This window comes from Roseobacter denitrificans OCh 114 (assembly GCF_000014045.1).
GTDB classification, from domain to species: domain Bacteria; phylum Pseudomonadota; class Alphaproteobacteria; order Rhodobacterales; family Rhodobacteraceae; genus Roseobacter; species Roseobacter denitrificans.
In genome coordinates this window covers 74431-90102 of record NC_008209.1, presented here as the reverse complement: position 1 = coordinate 90102, position 15672 = coordinate 74431, and the positions used below count along the sequence as shown (strand labels likewise).

At 58.8% G+C, this 15672-nt stretch carries 16 protein-coding genes; 9 read left to right on the top strand and 7 right to left on the bottom strand.

Going from position 1 to position 15672, the window contains the following annotated elements; translation table 11 throughout:
• Nucleotides 1–4: 4 nt before the first annotated feature.
• On the bottom strand, nt 5–814 hold the full coding sequence (locus tag RD1_RS00390) for a response regulator (protein ID WP_011566445.1): 810 nt from the start codon (nt 812–814) through the stop codon (nt 5–7).
• A gap of 106 nt (nt 815–920) precedes the next feature.
• Between RD1_RS00390 and RD1_RS21090 the strand changes: the two genes are divergently transcribed.
• From RD1_RS21090 to RD1_RS21365, 4 genes are read left to right on the top strand one after another with little or no spacing between them, the layout of a single operon-like run.
• A complete protein-coding gene (locus RD1_RS21090; RefSeq protein ID WP_245897156.1) occupies nt 921–1079 on the top strand; it encodes a NepR family anti-sigma factor in 159 nt (52 codons plus the stop codon).
• On the top strand, nt 1076–1633 hold the full coding sequence (locus RD1_RS00385) for an RNA polymerase sigma factor (protein ID WP_011566443.1): 558 nt from the start codon (nt 1076–1078) through the stop codon (nt 1631–1633). The genes RD1_RS21090 and RD1_RS00385 overlap by 4 nt, the downstream gene beginning before the upstream one ends.
• A gap of 1 nt (nt 1634) precedes the next feature.
• The gene (locus RD1_RS00380; protein WP_011566442.1) at nt 1635–3359 is read left to right on the top strand and encodes a sensor histidine kinase; all 1725 of its coding nucleotides are present in this window, start codon (nt 1635–1637) and stop codon (nt 3357–3359) included.
• A 54-nt stretch (nt 3360–3413) separates the two neighbouring features.
• Nucleotides 3414–3548, top strand: coding sequence for a hypothetical protein (locus RD1_RS21365; RefSeq protein ID WP_281259760.1), 135 nt, complete (start codon nt 3414–3416; stop codon nt 3546–3548).
• Here RD1_RS21365 and RD1_RS00375 read toward each other — a convergent pair.
• On the bottom strand, nt 3545–5170 hold the full coding sequence (locus RD1_RS00375) for an FMN-binding glutamate synthase family protein (protein ID WP_011566441.1): 1626 nt from the start codon (nt 5168–5170) through the stop codon (nt 3545–3547). The genes RD1_RS21365 and RD1_RS00375 overlap by 4 nt on opposite strands.
• Nucleotides 5171–5335: 165 nt before the next feature.
• On the opposite strand from RD1_RS00375, the gene RD1_RS21085 reads away from it, so the two are divergent.
• On the top strand, nt 5336–5527 hold the full coding sequence (locus RD1_RS21085; RefSeq protein ID WP_011566439.1) for a hypothetical protein: 192 nt from the start codon (nt 5336–5338) through the stop codon (nt 5525–5527).
• Here RD1_RS21085 and RD1_RS00365 read toward each other — a convergent pair.
• Nucleotides 5524–6276 carry an MBL fold metallo-hydrolase gene (locus RD1_RS00365; protein ID WP_011566438.1) on the bottom strand — a complete coding sequence of 251 codons (753 nt, stop codon included), beginning with the start codon at nt 6274–6276 and terminating at the stop codon, nt 5524–5526. The genes RD1_RS21085 and RD1_RS00365 overlap by 4 nt on opposite strands.
• Before the next feature lie 51 nt (nt 6277–6327).
• Between RD1_RS00365 and RD1_RS00360 the strand changes: the two genes are divergently transcribed.
• On the top strand, nt 6328–7455 hold the full coding sequence (locus RD1_RS00360) for an aminotransferase class I/II-fold pyridoxal phosphate-dependent enzyme (protein ID WP_011566437.1): 1128 nt from the start codon (nt 6328–6330) through the stop codon (nt 7453–7455).
• A gap of 99 nt (nt 7456–7554) precedes the next feature.
• On the opposite strand, the gene RD1_RS00355 is transcribed toward RD1_RS00360, so the two are convergent.
• The 4 genes from RD1_RS00355 to RD1_RS00340 are packed head-to-tail and all read right to left on the bottom strand — an operon-like array spanning nt 7555 to nt 11445.
• A complete protein-coding gene (locus RD1_RS00355) occupies nt 7555–8115 on the bottom strand; it encodes a PqiC family protein (protein WP_011566436.1) in 561 nt (186 codons plus the stop codon).
• Nucleotides 8116–10197 carry an intermembrane transport protein PqiB gene (locus RD1_RS00350; RefSeq protein ID WP_011566435.1) on the bottom strand — a complete coding sequence of 694 codons (2082 nt, stop codon included), beginning with the start codon at nt 10195–10197 and terminating at the stop codon, nt 8116–8118.
• Nucleotides 10190–10849 (bottom strand): paraquat-inducible protein A, encoded by a 660-nt coding sequence (locus RD1_RS00345; RefSeq protein WP_011566434.1) that lies wholly within the window; start codon nt 10847–10849, stop codon nt 10190–10192. The genes RD1_RS00350 and RD1_RS00345 overlap by 8 nt, the downstream gene beginning before the upstream one ends.
• Nucleotides 10807–11445, bottom strand: coding sequence for a paraquat-inducible protein A (locus RD1_RS00340; protein ID WP_011566433.1), 639 nt, complete (start codon nt 11443–11445; stop codon nt 10807–10809). The genes RD1_RS00345 and RD1_RS00340 overlap by 43 nt, the downstream gene beginning before the upstream one ends.
• Nucleotides 11446–11635: 190 nt before the next feature.
• Here RD1_RS00340 and dld point away from each other — a divergent pair, with 190 nt between their 5' ends.
• From dld to RD1_RS00325, 3 genes are all read left to right on the top strand, one after another.
• On the top strand, nt 11636–13357 hold the full coding sequence (gene dld / locus RD1_RS00335; protein WP_011566432.1) for a D-lactate dehydrogenase: 1722 nt from the start codon (nt 11636–11638) through the stop codon (nt 13355–13357).
• A gap of 125 nt (nt 13358–13482) precedes the next feature.
• Nucleotides 13483–14253, top strand: a complete 771-nt coding sequence (locus RD1_RS00330) for a (Fe-S)-binding protein (protein ID WP_011566431.1) — start codon at nt 13483–13485, stop codon at nt 14251–14253.
• A 10-nt stretch (nt 14254–14263) separates the two neighbouring features.
• A complete protein-coding gene (locus RD1_RS00325; protein WP_011566430.1) occupies nt 14264–15670 on the top strand; it encodes a LutB/LldF family L-lactate oxidation iron-sulfur protein in 1407 nt (468 codons plus the stop codon).
• Nucleotides 15671–15672: the final 2 nt, after the last annotated feature.

The window sequence follows — 15672 nt, the reverse complement described above, 5'->3', positions numbered from 1 at the left end:
AGGCTCAGGTGGTGAGTGTTTCCGTCGATGAGAAGAACATTGCCTGACTGACGGAGGAGATGACCTGATCCTCTGCGTAGGGTTTTGAAATCAGGAAGGCGGGTTCATGCTTCTCACCGGTCAGCAACCGTTCCGGGAAGGCGGTGATAAAGATGACCGGGCGCTCGCCAAGGGCTTCAATCAGGTCGTTTACCGCATCGATACCCGATGAGTTGTCCGCAAGCTGTATGTCAGCCAGAATAAGGTCCGGTGCATCGGCCTTGCCCAATGCCACAGCTTCCGCGCGGGTCGTGGCAATGCCGGTCACGCGATGGCCCATTTCGGACACGATACTTTCCAGATCCATGGCAATGATCGCTTCATCCTCGATGATCATCACCGAGCCAGAGGCCGCATCTGCTATTTCGCGACGCGCGATCGACACAAGCGACTCGGCCTCGGTTTGTTCGATTCCGATGATATTCGCGATCTTGTCAAAGCTGAAACCTTCAAGCGTATGCAGCAGCAGTGCCTCCCGGCTGTTGTCGGTCAGCTTGGCCATGTGTTTTTGCGCGCGCGCCTTCAACCCGCTTTCCGCGTCATCAACAGGCGCACCGGCGCTCGACCAGATCCGATATAGCACCCGGAACAGCCCGGTTTTGACGTCACTGCCATCAAGGACCGAACGATCGGTAAGGATGGTTTCCAACGCTGCGGCGGCAAAGCGGTCCCCGCTGGACTGGCTTCCGGTCATCGCACGGGCGAAACGGCGCAAATAAGGCAGGTAATTGGCCAACTGGCTGCTGATATCTGTGGTATCGGAAGGATTTGACATAAACCTTGTCCTTTTTTTCGGCGCAACGGGAACCATATAGAGAGGTGTGGTGTTTAGATACTGTCGGCAGCAACAGTTGCAACCGCTTTAGGGAATTTTGATCAGTATGGCTCAGTCAGGTGCACAGCGGAAACGGGATTCGATTATCGACCAGTCTCTGAAGCAGGCCTATGATCAGGTCGCGGACGAGGGTGTGCCGGACCGTTTTCGCCTCTTGCTGGATGCGCTCAAGGAACAGGAGCAGCAACAGGGCCGCTCCAAATGAATGATCCCGATCCGCGCTTTGCGCTGTTGGATCACCTGCCCGCCATGCGTGGTTTCGCCACCAGCCTGACCCGCGATTCCGTTGCCGCTGATGACGTGGTGCAGGATGCTGTGATCAAGGCGTGGACAAGTTTTGACCAGTTTCAACCCGGCACCAATTTGCGTGCCTGGCTTTTCACGATCCTGCGCAACACGTTCTATTCATCGACGCGTAAATCCGGCCGCGAGGTTGCAGATGTGGACGGTGTGCACTTCGGTGCACTGGCTGAAAAGCCTGCCCATGACGGTCGGTTGCAAATGACGGATTTCCGCTCCGCCTTTGCGCAATTGCCGGATGAGCAGCGCGAGGCGCTTTTGCTTGTGGGCGCATCCGGGTTTTCCTATGAAGAGGCAGCCGAAATGTGTGGCGTTGCCGTCGGCACCATCAAAAGTCGCACAGGCCGCGGGCGTCAGCGTCTCGCAGAACTGATGCAACTCGAAGATGAGGAGGCGCTGGAAATGACCGATGACGCGACGCTTTCTGTCCTGACGGCTGCCAAAGCCACCACGTTTTAACATGACGGGCGGCTTTCTGGACGGTGACGTTTTTCGCGGTCTCGCGTTCCGAATTCTCGTGTTTCTGACGCTGGCCCTGCTGCCGTTCGGACTGATCGCCGTTTTCCAGACGCGTGAGATTGCACGCCAAGCCAATTCAAATTCCGAGTTGTCCCTTTTGGCGCTCACGGATCAGGCGGCCAGCGCGGAACGCTCAATCTTTCAGGAAGCCTTTGGCGCGGCGGAAGCCCTGAGCGCACTGGCGCAACTTTATGCCAGCGACGCGCGGGCATGTTCGTCTTTTCTGAGCGCTTACCGCCGCGCGGTCGGGCTCTATTCCTTCATCAGCTATCTGCCCCCTGACGGCATTGTGCGCTGTTCCTCGGCGGGCGGGTCCTATGATTTCAGCAATGCGCCCGACTTCATAAAAGAGCTTGCAAATCCCCGCCGCCAGATCACTGCCAACCCCAGCGGCGAGATCAGTGCAGAACCTGTGCTGGTTCTCTCGCAGCCGTTTTTCACCCGCGCAGGCTTTGCCGGGTTCATGACCATGTCCGTTCCGCTTGGGGTTATCAGCGCCAATATGGCGGACCCGCTGGACGGGATGCCCGCACATCTTGTTACATTCAATGCGGATGGGAAAATCATAAGGTCTGATCGTGCCGATGACATGACCAAAGCGGATATGCCTGCGGATAAATCCCTGCGGGCGCTTGTCGGGCAGGATTCGGTGGTCTTTCAGTCCACCAACACACTTGGCGAGGCGCGCATCTATGCGGTTGTGCCGGTGGTGCCCGATGTCGCCTATGCGATGAGCATCTGGCGGCCCGATGAGATGGAGGAAAGCCTGCAACAATCTATCGGGCTCAGTCTGGCGCTGCCGGTGATCATGTGGCTGGCCAGCCTCGTGGTTGCGTTCTGGTCGCTGAACCGTCTGGCGGTGCGCCATATCAGGAAACTGGGCCGGCAGATGCGCCATTTTGCTTTCAACCGCCGGGTGCCGCGCACGACCTTGGGTCAGGGCGTGCCGCGCGAACTTGTCGAGATACAAAATGCCTTCGTGCGCATGGCGGATTCCATTGTGCGGGATGAGGCCGCATTGGAAGACACGTTGCGCGACAAGAACATCCTGCTGAAAGAGGTCCACCATCGGGTGAAAAACAACCTTCAGCTGATTTCCTCGATCATGAACATGCAGATCCGGCGCGCGGAATCCGATGATGCGCGTCAGGTATTGAAACGCTTGCAGGAACGGATTCTCAGCCTCGCGACGGTGCACAAGAACCTCTATCAGACGGAAAACCTTGACCGGGTAGATGCAGGAAAATTACTCGAAGAAATCATCGGTCAACTTCTGACCATGGGACTGTCTGCAAGCGCCGGCGTGCAGGTCTCGCAGCACTATGCGTCGATCCAGATGGATGCCGATGATGCCGCGCCATTGACCTTGCTGGTGTCAGAGGCATTAACGAATGCGCTCAAATACCTTGGTGCGCCGGAAAACGGCGGGTCTGCCCGACTTGATATCACATTTGAGATGGCTGCCGAAGAAACCGCCTGTTTCAGGATCGCCAATACGACGTCGGGTGCGCAAGGCAGCGCGGGAACAGGACTTGGTACGCAGTTGATCAGCGCATTTACCCGACAACTCAACGGCACGGTCGAGGTTGGGTATCAGCAGCAGGAACACTGGCTGGAGGTCACGTTCCCCTTGAGAGAACGCGTAAAAGGCACTTACGATTTCTGAACCAATTCCTGTTATGCAGCCAACAGGCGCACCTATCTGACGGAGTTGGAAAACATGACGATCGAACTTTTTGCCATAGGGTCCAGCGGTTTGGCGCTGGTTGTCGTCATGTTGATGGTGGCCACGCGCAGTGACGTTCCCGTTGCCAGCGATGCAAAGAAACCAGAGACGCGAAACGGATCGAACTAAAACCCGGGGGCTGCAAAACTCGCCGCATCCGCGCGGTTCCAGCGTTTTCGGTAATCCTCCATGATTGGGGAACCTTCCTGATTGTTGATCAGGAACCCTTCGGGCAGATAAGCAAAGATATCGCTGGCCTCTGCCATTTTCTTATCCCCAAGGCGCAGCATCATATGCTGTGGCATGAAGCAACCGGGGTGTTCCAACCCGGCGGCACCGGTCATTTCGCCCAAGGCCTTGAGGGTGTTGCGATGATACCGGGCGACACGTTCCGATTTTGACACCACGTCGAGGGCGCGCGCGCGCAAAGGGTCCTGCGTTGCCACGCCCACGGGGCAATGGTTGGTGTGACAGGCCTGCGCTTGAATACAGCCGATTGCAAACATGAAACCACGCGCCGAATTGCACCAATCCGCCCCAAGCGCGAGCGCCCGCGCCACATCAAAAGCTGAAACGATTTTACCCGCGGCCCCGATCTTGATCTGATCCCGCAGGCCCGCGCCGCGCAGCGTATTATGCACAAAGGCCAGCCCCTCGACCATCGGCATCCCAACGTGGTTGGAAAACTCGACCGGGGCCGCGCCAGTGCCGCCTTCGGTGCCGTCCACAACGATAAAATCCGGCACGATTCCAGTCTGCAGCATGGCTTTGACCATACACATGAACTCGCGCCGATGCCCGATGCAAAGCTTGAACCCCACGGGCTTGCCGTTCGACAAGGATCGCAGTTGCCCGATGAATTCCATCATCTCAAGCGGGGTCGAGAACGATGAGTGGCCAGCAGGGGACACGCAATCAACCCCCATCGGGATCCCGCGTGCCTCCGCGATTTCTTCCGTGATCTTGGAGGCAGGCAGCATACCACCATGCCCCGGCTTTGCCCCTTGGCTGAGTTTGACCTCTATCATCTTGATCTGATCAAGGCTGGCGGTTTCACGGAACTTATCGGGATTGAACGTGCCGTCTTCGTGGCGGCACCCGAAATATCCCGATGCCACCTGAAAAATCAGATCGCCGCCCCCGATCTTGTGATATTTGCTGACCGACCCTTCGCCCGTGTCATGCGCAAACCCGCCCATTTTGGCGCCGGTGTTCAGTGCTTCAATGGCATTGCCCGAAAGCGAGCCAAAGCTCATCGCCGAAATATTGTAGATCGACGCGCAATAGGGCTGCGCGCACTTGGGGCCGCCGATGGTAACGCGGAAATCCGTATCCGTGATGTGGATCGGATTGACCGAATGTGTGACCCACGCGTAGCCCGCGTCATAGACCCGCATACGCGTGCCAAAGGGGCGTTTGTCTTCCTCGCCTTTTGCACGTTGATAGACGAGCGAGCGGGCGTCACGGGAAAACGGTTCCTCATCCTGATCGGATTCGATGAGGTATTGGCGAATTTCGGGCCGGATGCCTTCGAAGAGGAACCGCATATGTCCCAGAACCGGATAATTGCGCAAAATCGAGTGATGCGGCTGACGCAGATCATGGATGCCCAGCAGTGTCAGAGCGGCAAATACCACGAAGGGAATGATCAGCCAAACGCTCCAGATCATTGCTGCAAGGGCCGATGCAACGGCCAACGCCGCCACCACGGCCATTGTGGTAAAGCGCAGCATCGGTTCAAGGAAATGCATTTGGTCTCTCCGTTTTCGGGCATCGTCATGTGGTTGCGGATCGTATTTTTCTATCTGATCGTGTTCTATTGTGCGCAGCGACGCAAGCCGTCGCGTGACCGAATGAATGCGCGGGCATTCCACAAGGCTTCACGATTTGCTGATCCGGGGTAAGGAGTCGTGCAGATGGAAAAGTTCAGGCATGAAAGAGGGCGGGAGGTGAAAAAGATGGCCTTCTTCACCAGCGCTGCGGGTGGTTTTGGGCACGTGTTGCACCCTGCTGAAATCGCCGCTTGGCCCGGCTTTCTGGTTTCCCCGGCGGGCGATGTTTCAAGCGGGAAGGTCATCATTCTCAACCAGCGGCGCCACCTGCGCTAATCATACCAGTTTGGTGCTTTTCGCAGTTCTGACCATTGTGCGGGGCAGTGGCCATATATCACCATCGCCTTGTCGTCCTGTGCCCGCCTCATCAACCGGTTTGCGTGCTGACGGGCAAGTGGCGCATCCCATGCGCCGGCAAAATCGGTATCGAGCTCTGAGGGTCGGCTGATCGCATCAGAGGTCAGAACCACCGCGCCGGTGTGCGGCAACTCCAAGACAAAGGCAAGCTGGCCCGGGGCATGGCCCGGCACCAGCAGCACGTCAAATCCGGGGCCCAACCTGGTGTCGCTCTGCAACTCGATATAGTCTGCGTCAGGCCATTCCAGCGCCTGTTTCCCCGACCAGTAGAGCGGGCGGGGCAGGGCGCGTTCAGTTGCGGCAATCAAGATGGGCACTCCCGGAAAGCCCCCGATGAAGCCCACATGGTCAATATGCGTGTGGCTTTGGATCATCAGGTCGATGTCACTGCGCGCCAGACCAAGCAGGGCAAGCTGCGCCGGGGCGAGGTTTGTTTCGGTCAATGACAGAACCTGACCAAAGTCACCCAGAGCGTCTTCTTCGGTCGCAGCCGCGTGATCCACGCCGTATTTGGCAGGAAAGCCTGTATCAATCAGCACGTTTTCACCGGCTGTCGTCTGGATCAGATAGCCACAAATGCCGATGATGCGGCCGTCCTCATGTACCTGAAACAACCCATAATCAAGGATCGCCAACCGCGCGGGCCGACCGTGAAGCAGGGGTTGCATAAATACGCCAAGGCCTCTTTGGTTGCCGGTGGACTAGAGCGGATGGAGCCGATGAAAGTCAAGATACACAGGCTGTTTGAATATCTGTTGGAATCGACGCAATCCAAGCCCGAGGCGATTGTCGGTTTTTCCCTGTCGGCCTCGCCCACCCTCGGGGATTTCATCCCGGATATTGATCCATCGCTGTCTCTGGATTGGAACAACCGTGACTTTCGCGGCCTGCCGGAGTTGCGTGCACATGTGCTCGCGCAGGCCGGGCTGAATGGGGTGTGCACGCCGTCTGATGTGTTGATCACCGCCGGGGCGTCCGAGGCAAATTACCTTGCCATCATGCAGCTTGTGGAACCGGGGGATGATATCGTCATCGAAACGCCGGGCTGGCCGCAGGCTGAGGTTCTGGCCAAGGCCAAAGGCGCAAATGTGGTGTATGTCGCGCGTTCTGAGCGTGACAACTGGGTCTTGCCGCTTGATACGTTGCGCGCCGCCGTAACGCCGCGGACCCGGTTGATTTTCCTGACCAACCCGAACAATCCGACGGGGCAGGTGCTTGATGTGGGCGCGTTGCGCGACATCGTGGATATTGCGGATCGCGTGGGCGCATGGCTGCTTGTGGATGAAGTGTATGCCGGTCTGGAATGGGAAGGGCCGCGCGCGCCTTCGATTGCAGGGCTTTATGATCGGGGGATCACCACAGGCTCCGTTTCCAAGGCACTGGGTTTGCAGGGATTGCGCACCGGGTGGCTGATCTGTCGTGATCCGACGTTGGTCATGGATGCGATCATTCTGCGCGAAAATACCTCCGAGATCATGAATATCATGGGAGAAGTCATTGCCGAAATTGCCCTGCGCCCTGATCGGTTGGCGCCACGTTTGCAAGATGCACGCTCTGCGGGGGCGGCAAATCTGGCGCGTCTCACAAGCTGGTTGGAGACCGAGCCGCAGTTAAGCTGGGTTGCGCCAAAGGCGGGGCTGATCGGGCTGGGGCGCTTGCCAGAGGGGTGTGACAGTGACGCATTTGCAAAGCTCTTGCTGGCTGATCCCTACCGCACGTTTGTTTTGCCGGGCAGCGCATATGGGCAGCCACAGCACATCAGATTGGGCGTCGGGGGCGGTGCAGGCGTCAATCTGGAACAGGGTCTTGCCCGCCTGTCACAAGCGTTGCGCGATTGGTCGGCCTAAAGCGTCATGCGAAAAACCTCACTCACGTAAAACTGCCTGAAATAAATAGTTTCAACGGGTTACGTGATGCTTGATACTTCAGGTTTTTCGTCAGACGCTCTAGCGCAGACCGTTGCGCGCGATGAATACGGCGAGGTCCAGAATGATCTGCCCGCGCGCCGATGCAATGGCTGGCGGTCCGATCAAAGGGTCAAAGGGCACCGACAGATCGAACAGCCCCGCACGTTCCCGCCGCCCGTCAGGCACCGCCACGAAATACTGACCCGATGCGCGGTACTGACCGTCGTCACCCGCAACAAGCGTTTCAAAGCGCACATCAAGGCGGGCATCGGGCAGCGCTTCGAAAGGCCAGGGCGCTGAGGCGACACGCGCACGGGTGATCTGTGTCAGATATCGGCTGAGTTCCAGTGCGACGGCACGGTCCGGCGTGTCGGCCCACAACACACCTCCGTCGCTCAGGATGCGCCCGTCTGTGGTCTGAACCGTGATTTCGTCATCGGCGGCATAGGCGGGCAGGGACACATCACGCACCTCGACCGCGCGAAAGGCGATGGTCTGGGTTTGTGTTACTTGCGGGGATGTTACGGTATACCTGTCCGACGCAGCGCCACAGGCCGAAAGGCATATCAACGCGCTCAACAGGAAAGGAAAAGGTCTCATTTATCGTCCTCTGATCAGAGCGCTGGGGTTACGTTCGAGCAGGCGTGCCAAGGATGAAATGGCGTTGGACGCCTGCGAGATGTCGCGCAGGGCGGCCTGCGCATCCCGGCTCAGGACTTCGCCCCTGTTGTAGCCTGCGATTGTGGCGCTGGCTTCGTCGAAAACCTGTGTGATGCGGTCCACCAGGTCGGGCAGATCCTGCGCGGACAGGGCGACCGCATCTGCTGCATTGCGCGTGGATCGCAGCGTCGCGTTGACGTTGTCCACGGCCCCGCCTTCGCGCAGTTCGGCAAGGGTCCGGTTCAATTCATCCAAAGCACCTGCCAGAGAGGCCGGCAATTCCTGCATCGCAGGCGCGCTGACAACTGCATCCGCCGAGGCCAGCACGTCGGTGACCTGTTGTGTCAAATCCGCCAGCGGCAGGCTGGCAGCTTCCGCCGCGACGCCGGCGAGTTCCGTCACGAGGTCTGGCAGCCCTTCGATCGAGGTGCCAACCGCTGTCGCAGCAGAGGTCGCCGCATCAATGGATGCAAGGATGCGCGCCACGCCTTGTTGTTCCTCAATCTGGGCAAGGATGCCGTCCAGCCGGACCAGAGCGACATTGAGCGTAACCGGTATGTCCTGAACCGTTTGCGAGGTGACGACGCCGCGAATATCCCCAAGGAGGCCGCGCAGATCCTGCGGTGCGGCCCTGAGGTCTTCACTGGTCAGCAAGTTCTCGGCAGCGCGCAGGAAATCGGTGACACTGGTCAAGACTTCCTCGATGGGCAGTCGGTTGATCCGGGTGAAAACACCCTCGACCGACGCCGCCGCATCAGAAATTTCACTGGGGGCTGTGGGCATGCGGGGGATTGAGCCTTCGAAGACTTCGACCAGCGCGGGTGGCGCGTCGGGAAGCTGCACGAGTTCAACCTTCAGCCCGCCTGTGAGAATACTGGTTGAGGCAAGCCGTGCCCGCAGCCCGTTGCGCACCTGCTCTTCCAGCAGCATCAGCGCGGATTGCGGTGTGACCTCTTCGGGCAGGCCCAGACGCGCCGGCTGGATACCCAGCACGGCCGCAAGCCTGACGCGGCTGTCCCCGTAGGTTTCGGGATCCACCACGCCGGAAAGGTTTTCCACCGATCCGATCCGCAGACCGCTCAGCTCCACAGGCGCGCCCAGCGTCAGCCCGGAGATGTTTTCATCAAAGATGACCCGCACCTCAAGCAAATCGACTTCGGAGGCATTAAAGACACTGTTGCGCGCATCGGTCTCGGAGGGGAACACCTCGAAAACAGACCCGTCGCCCACTTGCTCGCCGCCCGACACAAAGGTGTCAAAGGTGATCCCGCCGCCCAGCAACGATGCGACGGAGGTAAAATCGATCTCGGCCCCCGCGGGTCCGATGGTAAAGCTGAACCCGGAGGCGTCCCAGAACCGTGTCGAGGGCGTGATCAACCGCCCGTGCGGTTCGTAGATCACCGCCTCTGCGATGGCAAAATTCCCCTCGGGCGAGATGCGCGCCGGACCCACGCGACCGATTTCGATGCCGCGATACAGGATCGGCGTGTCCGCGCTCAGCGTGCCACCGGGCAAGGACCTCAGCGCAATCTGTAAATCGGCGCTGCCGGTCTGATAGAGCGGCGCGCGATCGAGACCTTTGAACGCGCTGGCGGGCGGGCCAATGGTACTGTCCCATGATCCTTGGATAAACACGCCACTCAGCACCGTATCAAGACCGCTGATCCCGCTGGCGGAAAACTCGGGCCGAACGATCCAGAAAGAGGCGGTGGAATCCACATAGGGTGCTACGGATTTATCCAGACGGACTTTCGCAACGACACTGCTCAGCCCCTCGCTGAACATCACTTCTTCGACGAGGCCAACCTGTACATCGCGAAACCGCACCTCGGTCTCGCGCGGCACGATGCCCGCAGCGTTTTCAAACTCGACCGTGATCACTGGCCCACGCGCATTATAGCTCTGCCATGCCACAAACAATGCGGTCACCAGCGCCAGTGCCGGGATGATCCAGACAATGGACAGGTTGCTGATAAGAGATTTCGGTTCTTTTTCGATCGGAACCGGCGGGGCATCATTCATTTTTCGGTTTCTCATCCTGCGCGTTGATCTGGTCCCATATCAGGCGGCTATCAAAAGACTGCGCCGAAATCATTGTGAAAATAACAGCAGCGGCGAAAAATATGCTGGCTGCACCGGGATTTATGGTCACAATCAACTGAAGCTGCACCAGCGATGACAGGATGGCGACCACGAATATGTCGATCATGGACCACCGCCCGATGTATTCCACGATCTCCAAAAGCCTTTGGCGCTGGTGATTTGAAACAGTTGTGGGCCGGTGCAGCGATATGGCCAGAAACGCAATGGCAATGAACTTTCCAATCGGGATGGCCACGGAGGCAAAAAGGATCACAAGCGCAATCCCGATACTGCCATATTCGATCAGTTCCACCGCGCCGCCGATGATCGTGCTGTCCTGCACATAAAACAGCATACGGGTTTGCAGCATCGGATAGATATTGGCCGGAATATAGCACATAAGGCCAATCAGCCAGAACGCCCAGACCCTTTGCAGGCTTTTGGTATCGCGGCTTTTCAATGCGTGCCCGCAGCGCCCGCATCGTGCTGTGTCCTCAGGCCAGACCTGATGACAGCGAACGCAGCCCACCAGCCCTAACTCGCGCGCGGTTACGATCTTCTGGGTCGGCTCAATGCGTTCCATACGGACCATCTACAGATTATGTTTTCCTGCACAACCACAAGCATGACCAGCACGCTGAAAAGCCAGAAAGCAGGCCCGAAAGTCACATGAACCAAAGCGCTGACCTTGATGAGCGCAACGGCACAGCCAATCGCGAAAACCTCCGCCATGGACCAGGGCCGCAGGGCTTCGGCCACCCGGAAGGCATCGGCTGAATAGGGTGCGGGCGCGCGATCCCGGACCAGCGGCACGATGACATAAAGGCACAGCATGACCCGCAGCAGCGGAATAAACAGGATCAATGCCGCCGTTGTGAGGGAGAGCACGGCCAGGGGCCCATCGCTGAACACCAGAGCCGTTTCGAGGATCGAGACCGAATTCTTGATCCCGATGGCATCCACTGACAGGAAGGGAAATACCGCCGCTGTTGAAATCAGGATCACGATCGACAGGGACAAAGCGATGATCTGAAGCCCGGCATTGCGGCGCGGCGTGATCAGAACGGTTTCGCATCGGCTGCAAACAGCTTTTTCGCCATGCCCGGGTCGGGCAAGGGAGAAAACGGCATCACAATTTGGACAGATGATAAGGTCCGTCCGGGGCGCTGGCTTGGTTGCATCTGTCATTGGGCGCAAGATAGCGCGTTTACATCCGCACGAAAACGCCTGTTTTCGTTGCTATGGGTCGGGCATGCACAAATGAGCACAATTCCATCGGAGCACCTGCGACTCTGCGACTGTTGCGTCCTATGCCGGTTTTCCCGATAATTGTGGTGTGGCGTGCCAACTTTCGGGGCCCGTCGCGGGGGGACGACCTATGACGAATGACGACCTGATTGCCAAACTCAAGACCATCGCCGGCGCGCGGCATGTTCTGACGGGGGACCGCCAGACAGAACGCTACCGCAAAGGGTTCCGGTCGGGCGAGGGTGAGGCCATCGCGGTTGTCATACCCGGTTCGCTGGTTGAGATGTGGGAGATTCTGAAAGCCTGCGTGGCGGCGGACAAGATCCTGATCATGCAGGCCGCCAACACCGGTCTGACCGAAGGCTCAACGCCAAAAGGGACGTATGACCGCGATGTTGTGATCCTGTCCACGTTGCGATTGGATCGCATCCACCTGCTGCGTGATGGGCAGCAGATCGTCAGCCTGCCCGGTGGCACGCTTTTCGGCCTCGAAAAACAGCTTGCGCCCTATGGCCGCCAACCGCATTCCGTGATCGGATCGTCTTGCATTGGCGCGTCGATCATGGGCGGTGTGTGCAACAACTCCGGTGGTGCGCTGGTGCAGCGGGGGCCTGCCTATACCGAACTGTCGCTCTATGCGCAGATCACCCATGAAGGGCAGCTGGAACTGGTCAATCATCTTGGCATCAACCTCGGCAACAGTCCCGAAGAAATTCTGACGCGGATCGACAATGGCGCATTCAGCGACAAGGACCTCAGCGATGATGCGGGCCGCGCCTCGGATGCAGGTTATCCCGAACGGGTCAGCGATGTGGACGCCGATAGCCCTGCAAGGTTCAATGCCGATCCCCGCACCTTGCACGAAGCCTCCGGATGTGCCGGAAAGCTGGCGGTTTTTGCGGTGCGGCTGGATACCTTCCCCATCGCCACGGGTGAAAAGGTCTATTACGTCGGCACCAATGATCCCGCACAGCTCACGGAATTGCGCAGGCGGGCCCTGACGGAATTGCCCGAACTGCCTGTCAGCGGTGAATATCTGCATCGCGAGTGTTTCGATATTGCCCGCAAATACGGCAAGGACACGCTGCTGATGATCAACTGGCTTGGCACGGATTTTCTGCCGAGGATTTTCGCCATGAAGGGTGCCATGGATGCGCGCTTTGCCAAGGTGCCGTTTCTCCCCGCCAATCTGGTTGACCGGGTGATGCAGGTGGTTTCGAACATCCTGCCAGAAGCCTTGCCCAAGCGGATGATGGATTTTCGCGCACGCTTCGAACACCACCTGATCCTCAAGGTCAGCGCGGACAGCATCGTCGGAACCGAAAGTATCCTGAACGACACGGTCGGGGCCGATGGCTGGTTTGCCTGTGATCCCAAGGAAACCAAAAAGGCGATGTTGCACCGGTTTGCCGCTGCGGGGGCCGCGATCCGGTATCATGCGGTCCACCCCGGCACGACGGAAGATATTCTGGCACTTGATATCGCGCTTAAACGCAATGACCGTAACTGGGTCGAGACGCTGCCGCCCGAGATCGAGGATCAGTTGGTCGCCAAGATGTACTATGGCCATTTTTTCTGCCACGTCTTTCATCAGGACTATTTGGTCAAGAAAGGCTGCGATCCGAAGGCGCTGAAAGAACAGATGCTTGCACTGCTGGACACGCGCGGTGCCGAATACCCGGCAGAGCATAACGTCGGGCACCTTTATGCGGCGAAACCGGCGCTGGCCAATCACTACAAAACGCTGGATCCGACGAATTCGTTCAATCCCGGCATCGGCAAAACCTCGCGGGAGCGGTACTACGGCGCGCCCTGCGGATGCGGTGTTGACCACCCGGCGGCGGCCGAATAGCGTGAACGCCGGCCCGACAATGCGCCAGAGCAGCCAGCGGTTGTCGCGCCGCGGATTATGCATCACCATGGGTTTGAACGTATCTTTGCAAGACGGCGTTCGCAGCGCGCAATCAGGAGCCATCCATGACAAATAATGACGGGCCGCACGTCGGGTTCTTTGTAACCTGCATCGTGGATTCCATGCGCCCCAATATCGGGTTTGCCAGCCTCAAACTGCTGGAGGACGCCGGATGCACCGTCGAGGTGCCGACGGCGCAGACCTGCTGTGGGCAACCTGCCTTTAACAGCGGCGATGACGCCACGACCAAGGCCATCGCCAAGCAGGTGATCGAAGCCTTTGAACCTTTCGGCTATGTGGTGGTCCCATCGGGTTCTTGTGCCAGCATGATCCGCAGCCATTACGGGGAGCTTTTTGCGGATGATCCGGCGTGGCAGAGCCGTCAAAAGGCGCTGAGCGCGAAAACATGGGAAGTGCTCAGCTTCCTCACCGATGTGATGAAATATACGCCAAGCGCCACCTATCAGGGCACCGCCACCTATCATGACAGCTGCTCGGGCCTGCGGGATCTGGGGGTGCATGATCAGCCGCGCGCCTTGCTTGCCCATGTGCAGGGGTTGTCCGTTGTGCCCTTGGAAGGCAACAACGAATGCTGCGGCTTTGGGGGGACGTTTTGCGTGAAGTACCCTGAACTTTCCACGGCCGTCGTCACCGACAAGACCACCAAGATCAAGGCGACGCAGGCTGATACGCTGCTGGGCGGTGACATGGGGTGCCTGATGAACATGGCCGGAAAACTCAGCCGCGAGGGGCGCGAGATGCGGGTGTTTCACACCATCGAAGTGCTTGCGGATATGGCTGATGGCCCGGGGATCTGCGCCCCCCGGCTGAAATAGGGCGTCCGCGATGAAACAGACCTCACATCAATTCAACGAGAACGTCGCGCGCGCCCTTGCCGAGCCGACGCTGAAGGTCGCGCTTGATCGCACCACCACGCTGCTGCGCACCCGCCGTGCCAAAGTCATCGACGCTTTCCCTCAATACGCCAAGGCCCGCGAAACTGCGCAAAAGATCAAGGATCACACGCTGGACCATCTGGGCCATTATCTGCGCCAGTTCGAGGAGAACGCAAAGGCCAACGGCGCGCAGGTGCATTGGGCGGCCACACCTGAGGATGCGCGCCAGATCGTTTCCGACATCTGCCGCGCGCAAAATGCCAAGACGGCGACGCGGGTCAAATCCATGCTGGGTGAGGAAATCGGCATTGCGCAGGCGCTGAGTGATGCCGGGGTTGAACGGGTCGAAACCGATCTGGCCGAACACATCATTCAACTGGCCGATGATCCACCGTCCCACATCGTCATGCCGGCGATGCACAAGACACACGAACAGGTTGCCGAGCTTTTTGCGCAAAAGCACAAGGACCCCGGCGACCAGCAGGACATCCCGTCGCTTGTGGAAAGCGCGCGGCGCGAATTGCGCCCCAAGTTCATGAATGCCGACATCTCGATTTCAGGTGCGAATTTCCTGATCGCGGATACCGGGTCGTTTGTCACCATCACCAATGAGGGCAATGCAGAACTGACCACGACCCCGCCGAAAACCCACATCGTCACCGTGGGCATTGAAAAAATGGTGCCCAGCCTGAAACATGCGGCGGTTTTCATCCGGTTGCTGTCCCGGGCCGCCATTGGCACTGAAATCACGCAGTACACCACCTTCTACAACGGGCCCAAGCGGGATGGGGATCGGGACGGGCCCGAGAACCTGCATATCGTTCTGGTGGACAATCACCGCTCAGACATGTTGTCTGATTTCCTGCGGCCCATGTTGCGCTGTATCCGCTGCGGGGCCTGCATGAACCATTGCCCGGTCTATGCGGCCGTGGGCGGTCACGCTTACGGCGCGGTTTATCCTGGCCCCATGGGGTCGGTGTTGACGCCCGCCATGACCGGTCTGAAGGGATCCAAGGACTTGCCGAACGCCTGCACGCTGAACGGGCGCTGCAAAGAGGTCTGCCCCGTGAATATACCCCTTCCGGATATGCTGCGGTCCCTGCGCGCGCGCCAGTTTGAAAGCGGGATGGTCACGCCCAAGGCCAGATGGAGCCTGAAGCTCTGGGCGATGCTGGCGACGCGGCCCGCGCTTTACCATTTTGGCACCAGCGTGGCGAATATGATGCTGCGCGTTCTGGCACGGGGGCGGGGCAAAATCAGTGCCGTGCCTTTGGCCGGGGGCTGGACACGCACCCGCGATCTGCCACAGCCCGAGGCAGGCACATTCATGCAGCAGTATCGCAAGCAAAAGAGGTAACG

Bases quoted from the DNA above. Each gene is read 5' to 3' on its own strand.
- RD1_RS00390 (WP_011566445.1), bottom strand. From the start codon at position 814: ATGTCAAATCCTTCCGATACCACAGATATCAGCAGCCAGTTGGCCAAT.
- RD1_RS21090 (WP_245897156.1), top strand. From the start codon at position 921: ATGGCTCAGTCAGGTGCACAGCGGAAACGGGATTCGATTATCGACCAG.
- RD1_RS00385 (WP_011566443.1), top strand. From the start codon at position 1,076: ATGAATGATCCCGATCCGCGCTTTGCGCTGTTGGATCACCTGCCCGCC.
- RD1_RS00380 (WP_011566442.1), top strand. From the start codon at position 1,635: ATGACGGGCGGCTTTCTGGACGGTGACGTTTTTCGCGGTCTCGCGTTC.
- RD1_RS21365 (WP_281259760.1), top strand. From the start codon at position 3,414: ATGACGATCGAACTTTTTGCCATAGGGTCCAGCGGTTTGGCGCTGGTT.
- RD1_RS00375 (WP_011566441.1), bottom strand. From the start codon at position 5,170: ATGCATTTCCTTGAACCGATGCTGCGCTTTACCACAATGGCCGTGGTG.
- RD1_RS21085 (WP_011566439.1), top strand. From the start codon at position 5,336: ATGGAAAAGTTCAGGCATGAAAGAGGGCGGGAGGTGAAAAAGATGGCC.
- RD1_RS00365 (WP_011566438.1), bottom strand. From the start codon at position 6,276: ATGCAACCCCTGCTTCACGGTCGGCCCGCGCGGTTGGCGATCCTTGAT.
- RD1_RS00360 (WP_011566437.1), top strand. From the start codon at position 6,328: ATGAAAGTCAAGATACACAGGCTGTTTGAATATCTGTTGGAATCGACG.
- RD1_RS00355 (WP_011566436.1), bottom strand. From the start codon at position 8,115: ATGAGACCTTTTCCTTTCCTGTTGAGCGCGTTGATATGCCTTTCGGCC.
- RD1_RS00350 (WP_011566435.1), bottom strand. From the start codon at position 10,197: ATGAATGATGCCCCGCCGGTTCCGATCGAAAAAGAACCGAAATCTCTT.
- RD1_RS00345 (WP_011566434.1), bottom strand. From the start codon at position 10,849: ATGGTCCGTATGGAACGCATTGAGCCGACCCAGAAGATCGTAACCGCG.
- RD1_RS00340 (WP_011566433.1), bottom strand. From the start codon at position 11,445: ATGACAGATGCAACCAAGCCAGCGCCCCGGACGGACCTTATCATCTGT.
- dld (WP_011566432.1), top strand. From the start codon at position 11,636: ATGACGAATGACGACCTGATTGCCAAACTCAAGACCATCGCCGGCGCG.
- RD1_RS00330 (WP_011566431.1), top strand. From the start codon at position 13,483: ATGACAAATAATGACGGGCCGCACGTCGGGTTCTTTGTAACCTGCATC.
- RD1_RS00325 (WP_011566430.1), top strand. From the start codon at position 14,264: ATGAAACAGACCTCACATCAATTCAACGAGAACGTCGCGCGCGCCCTT.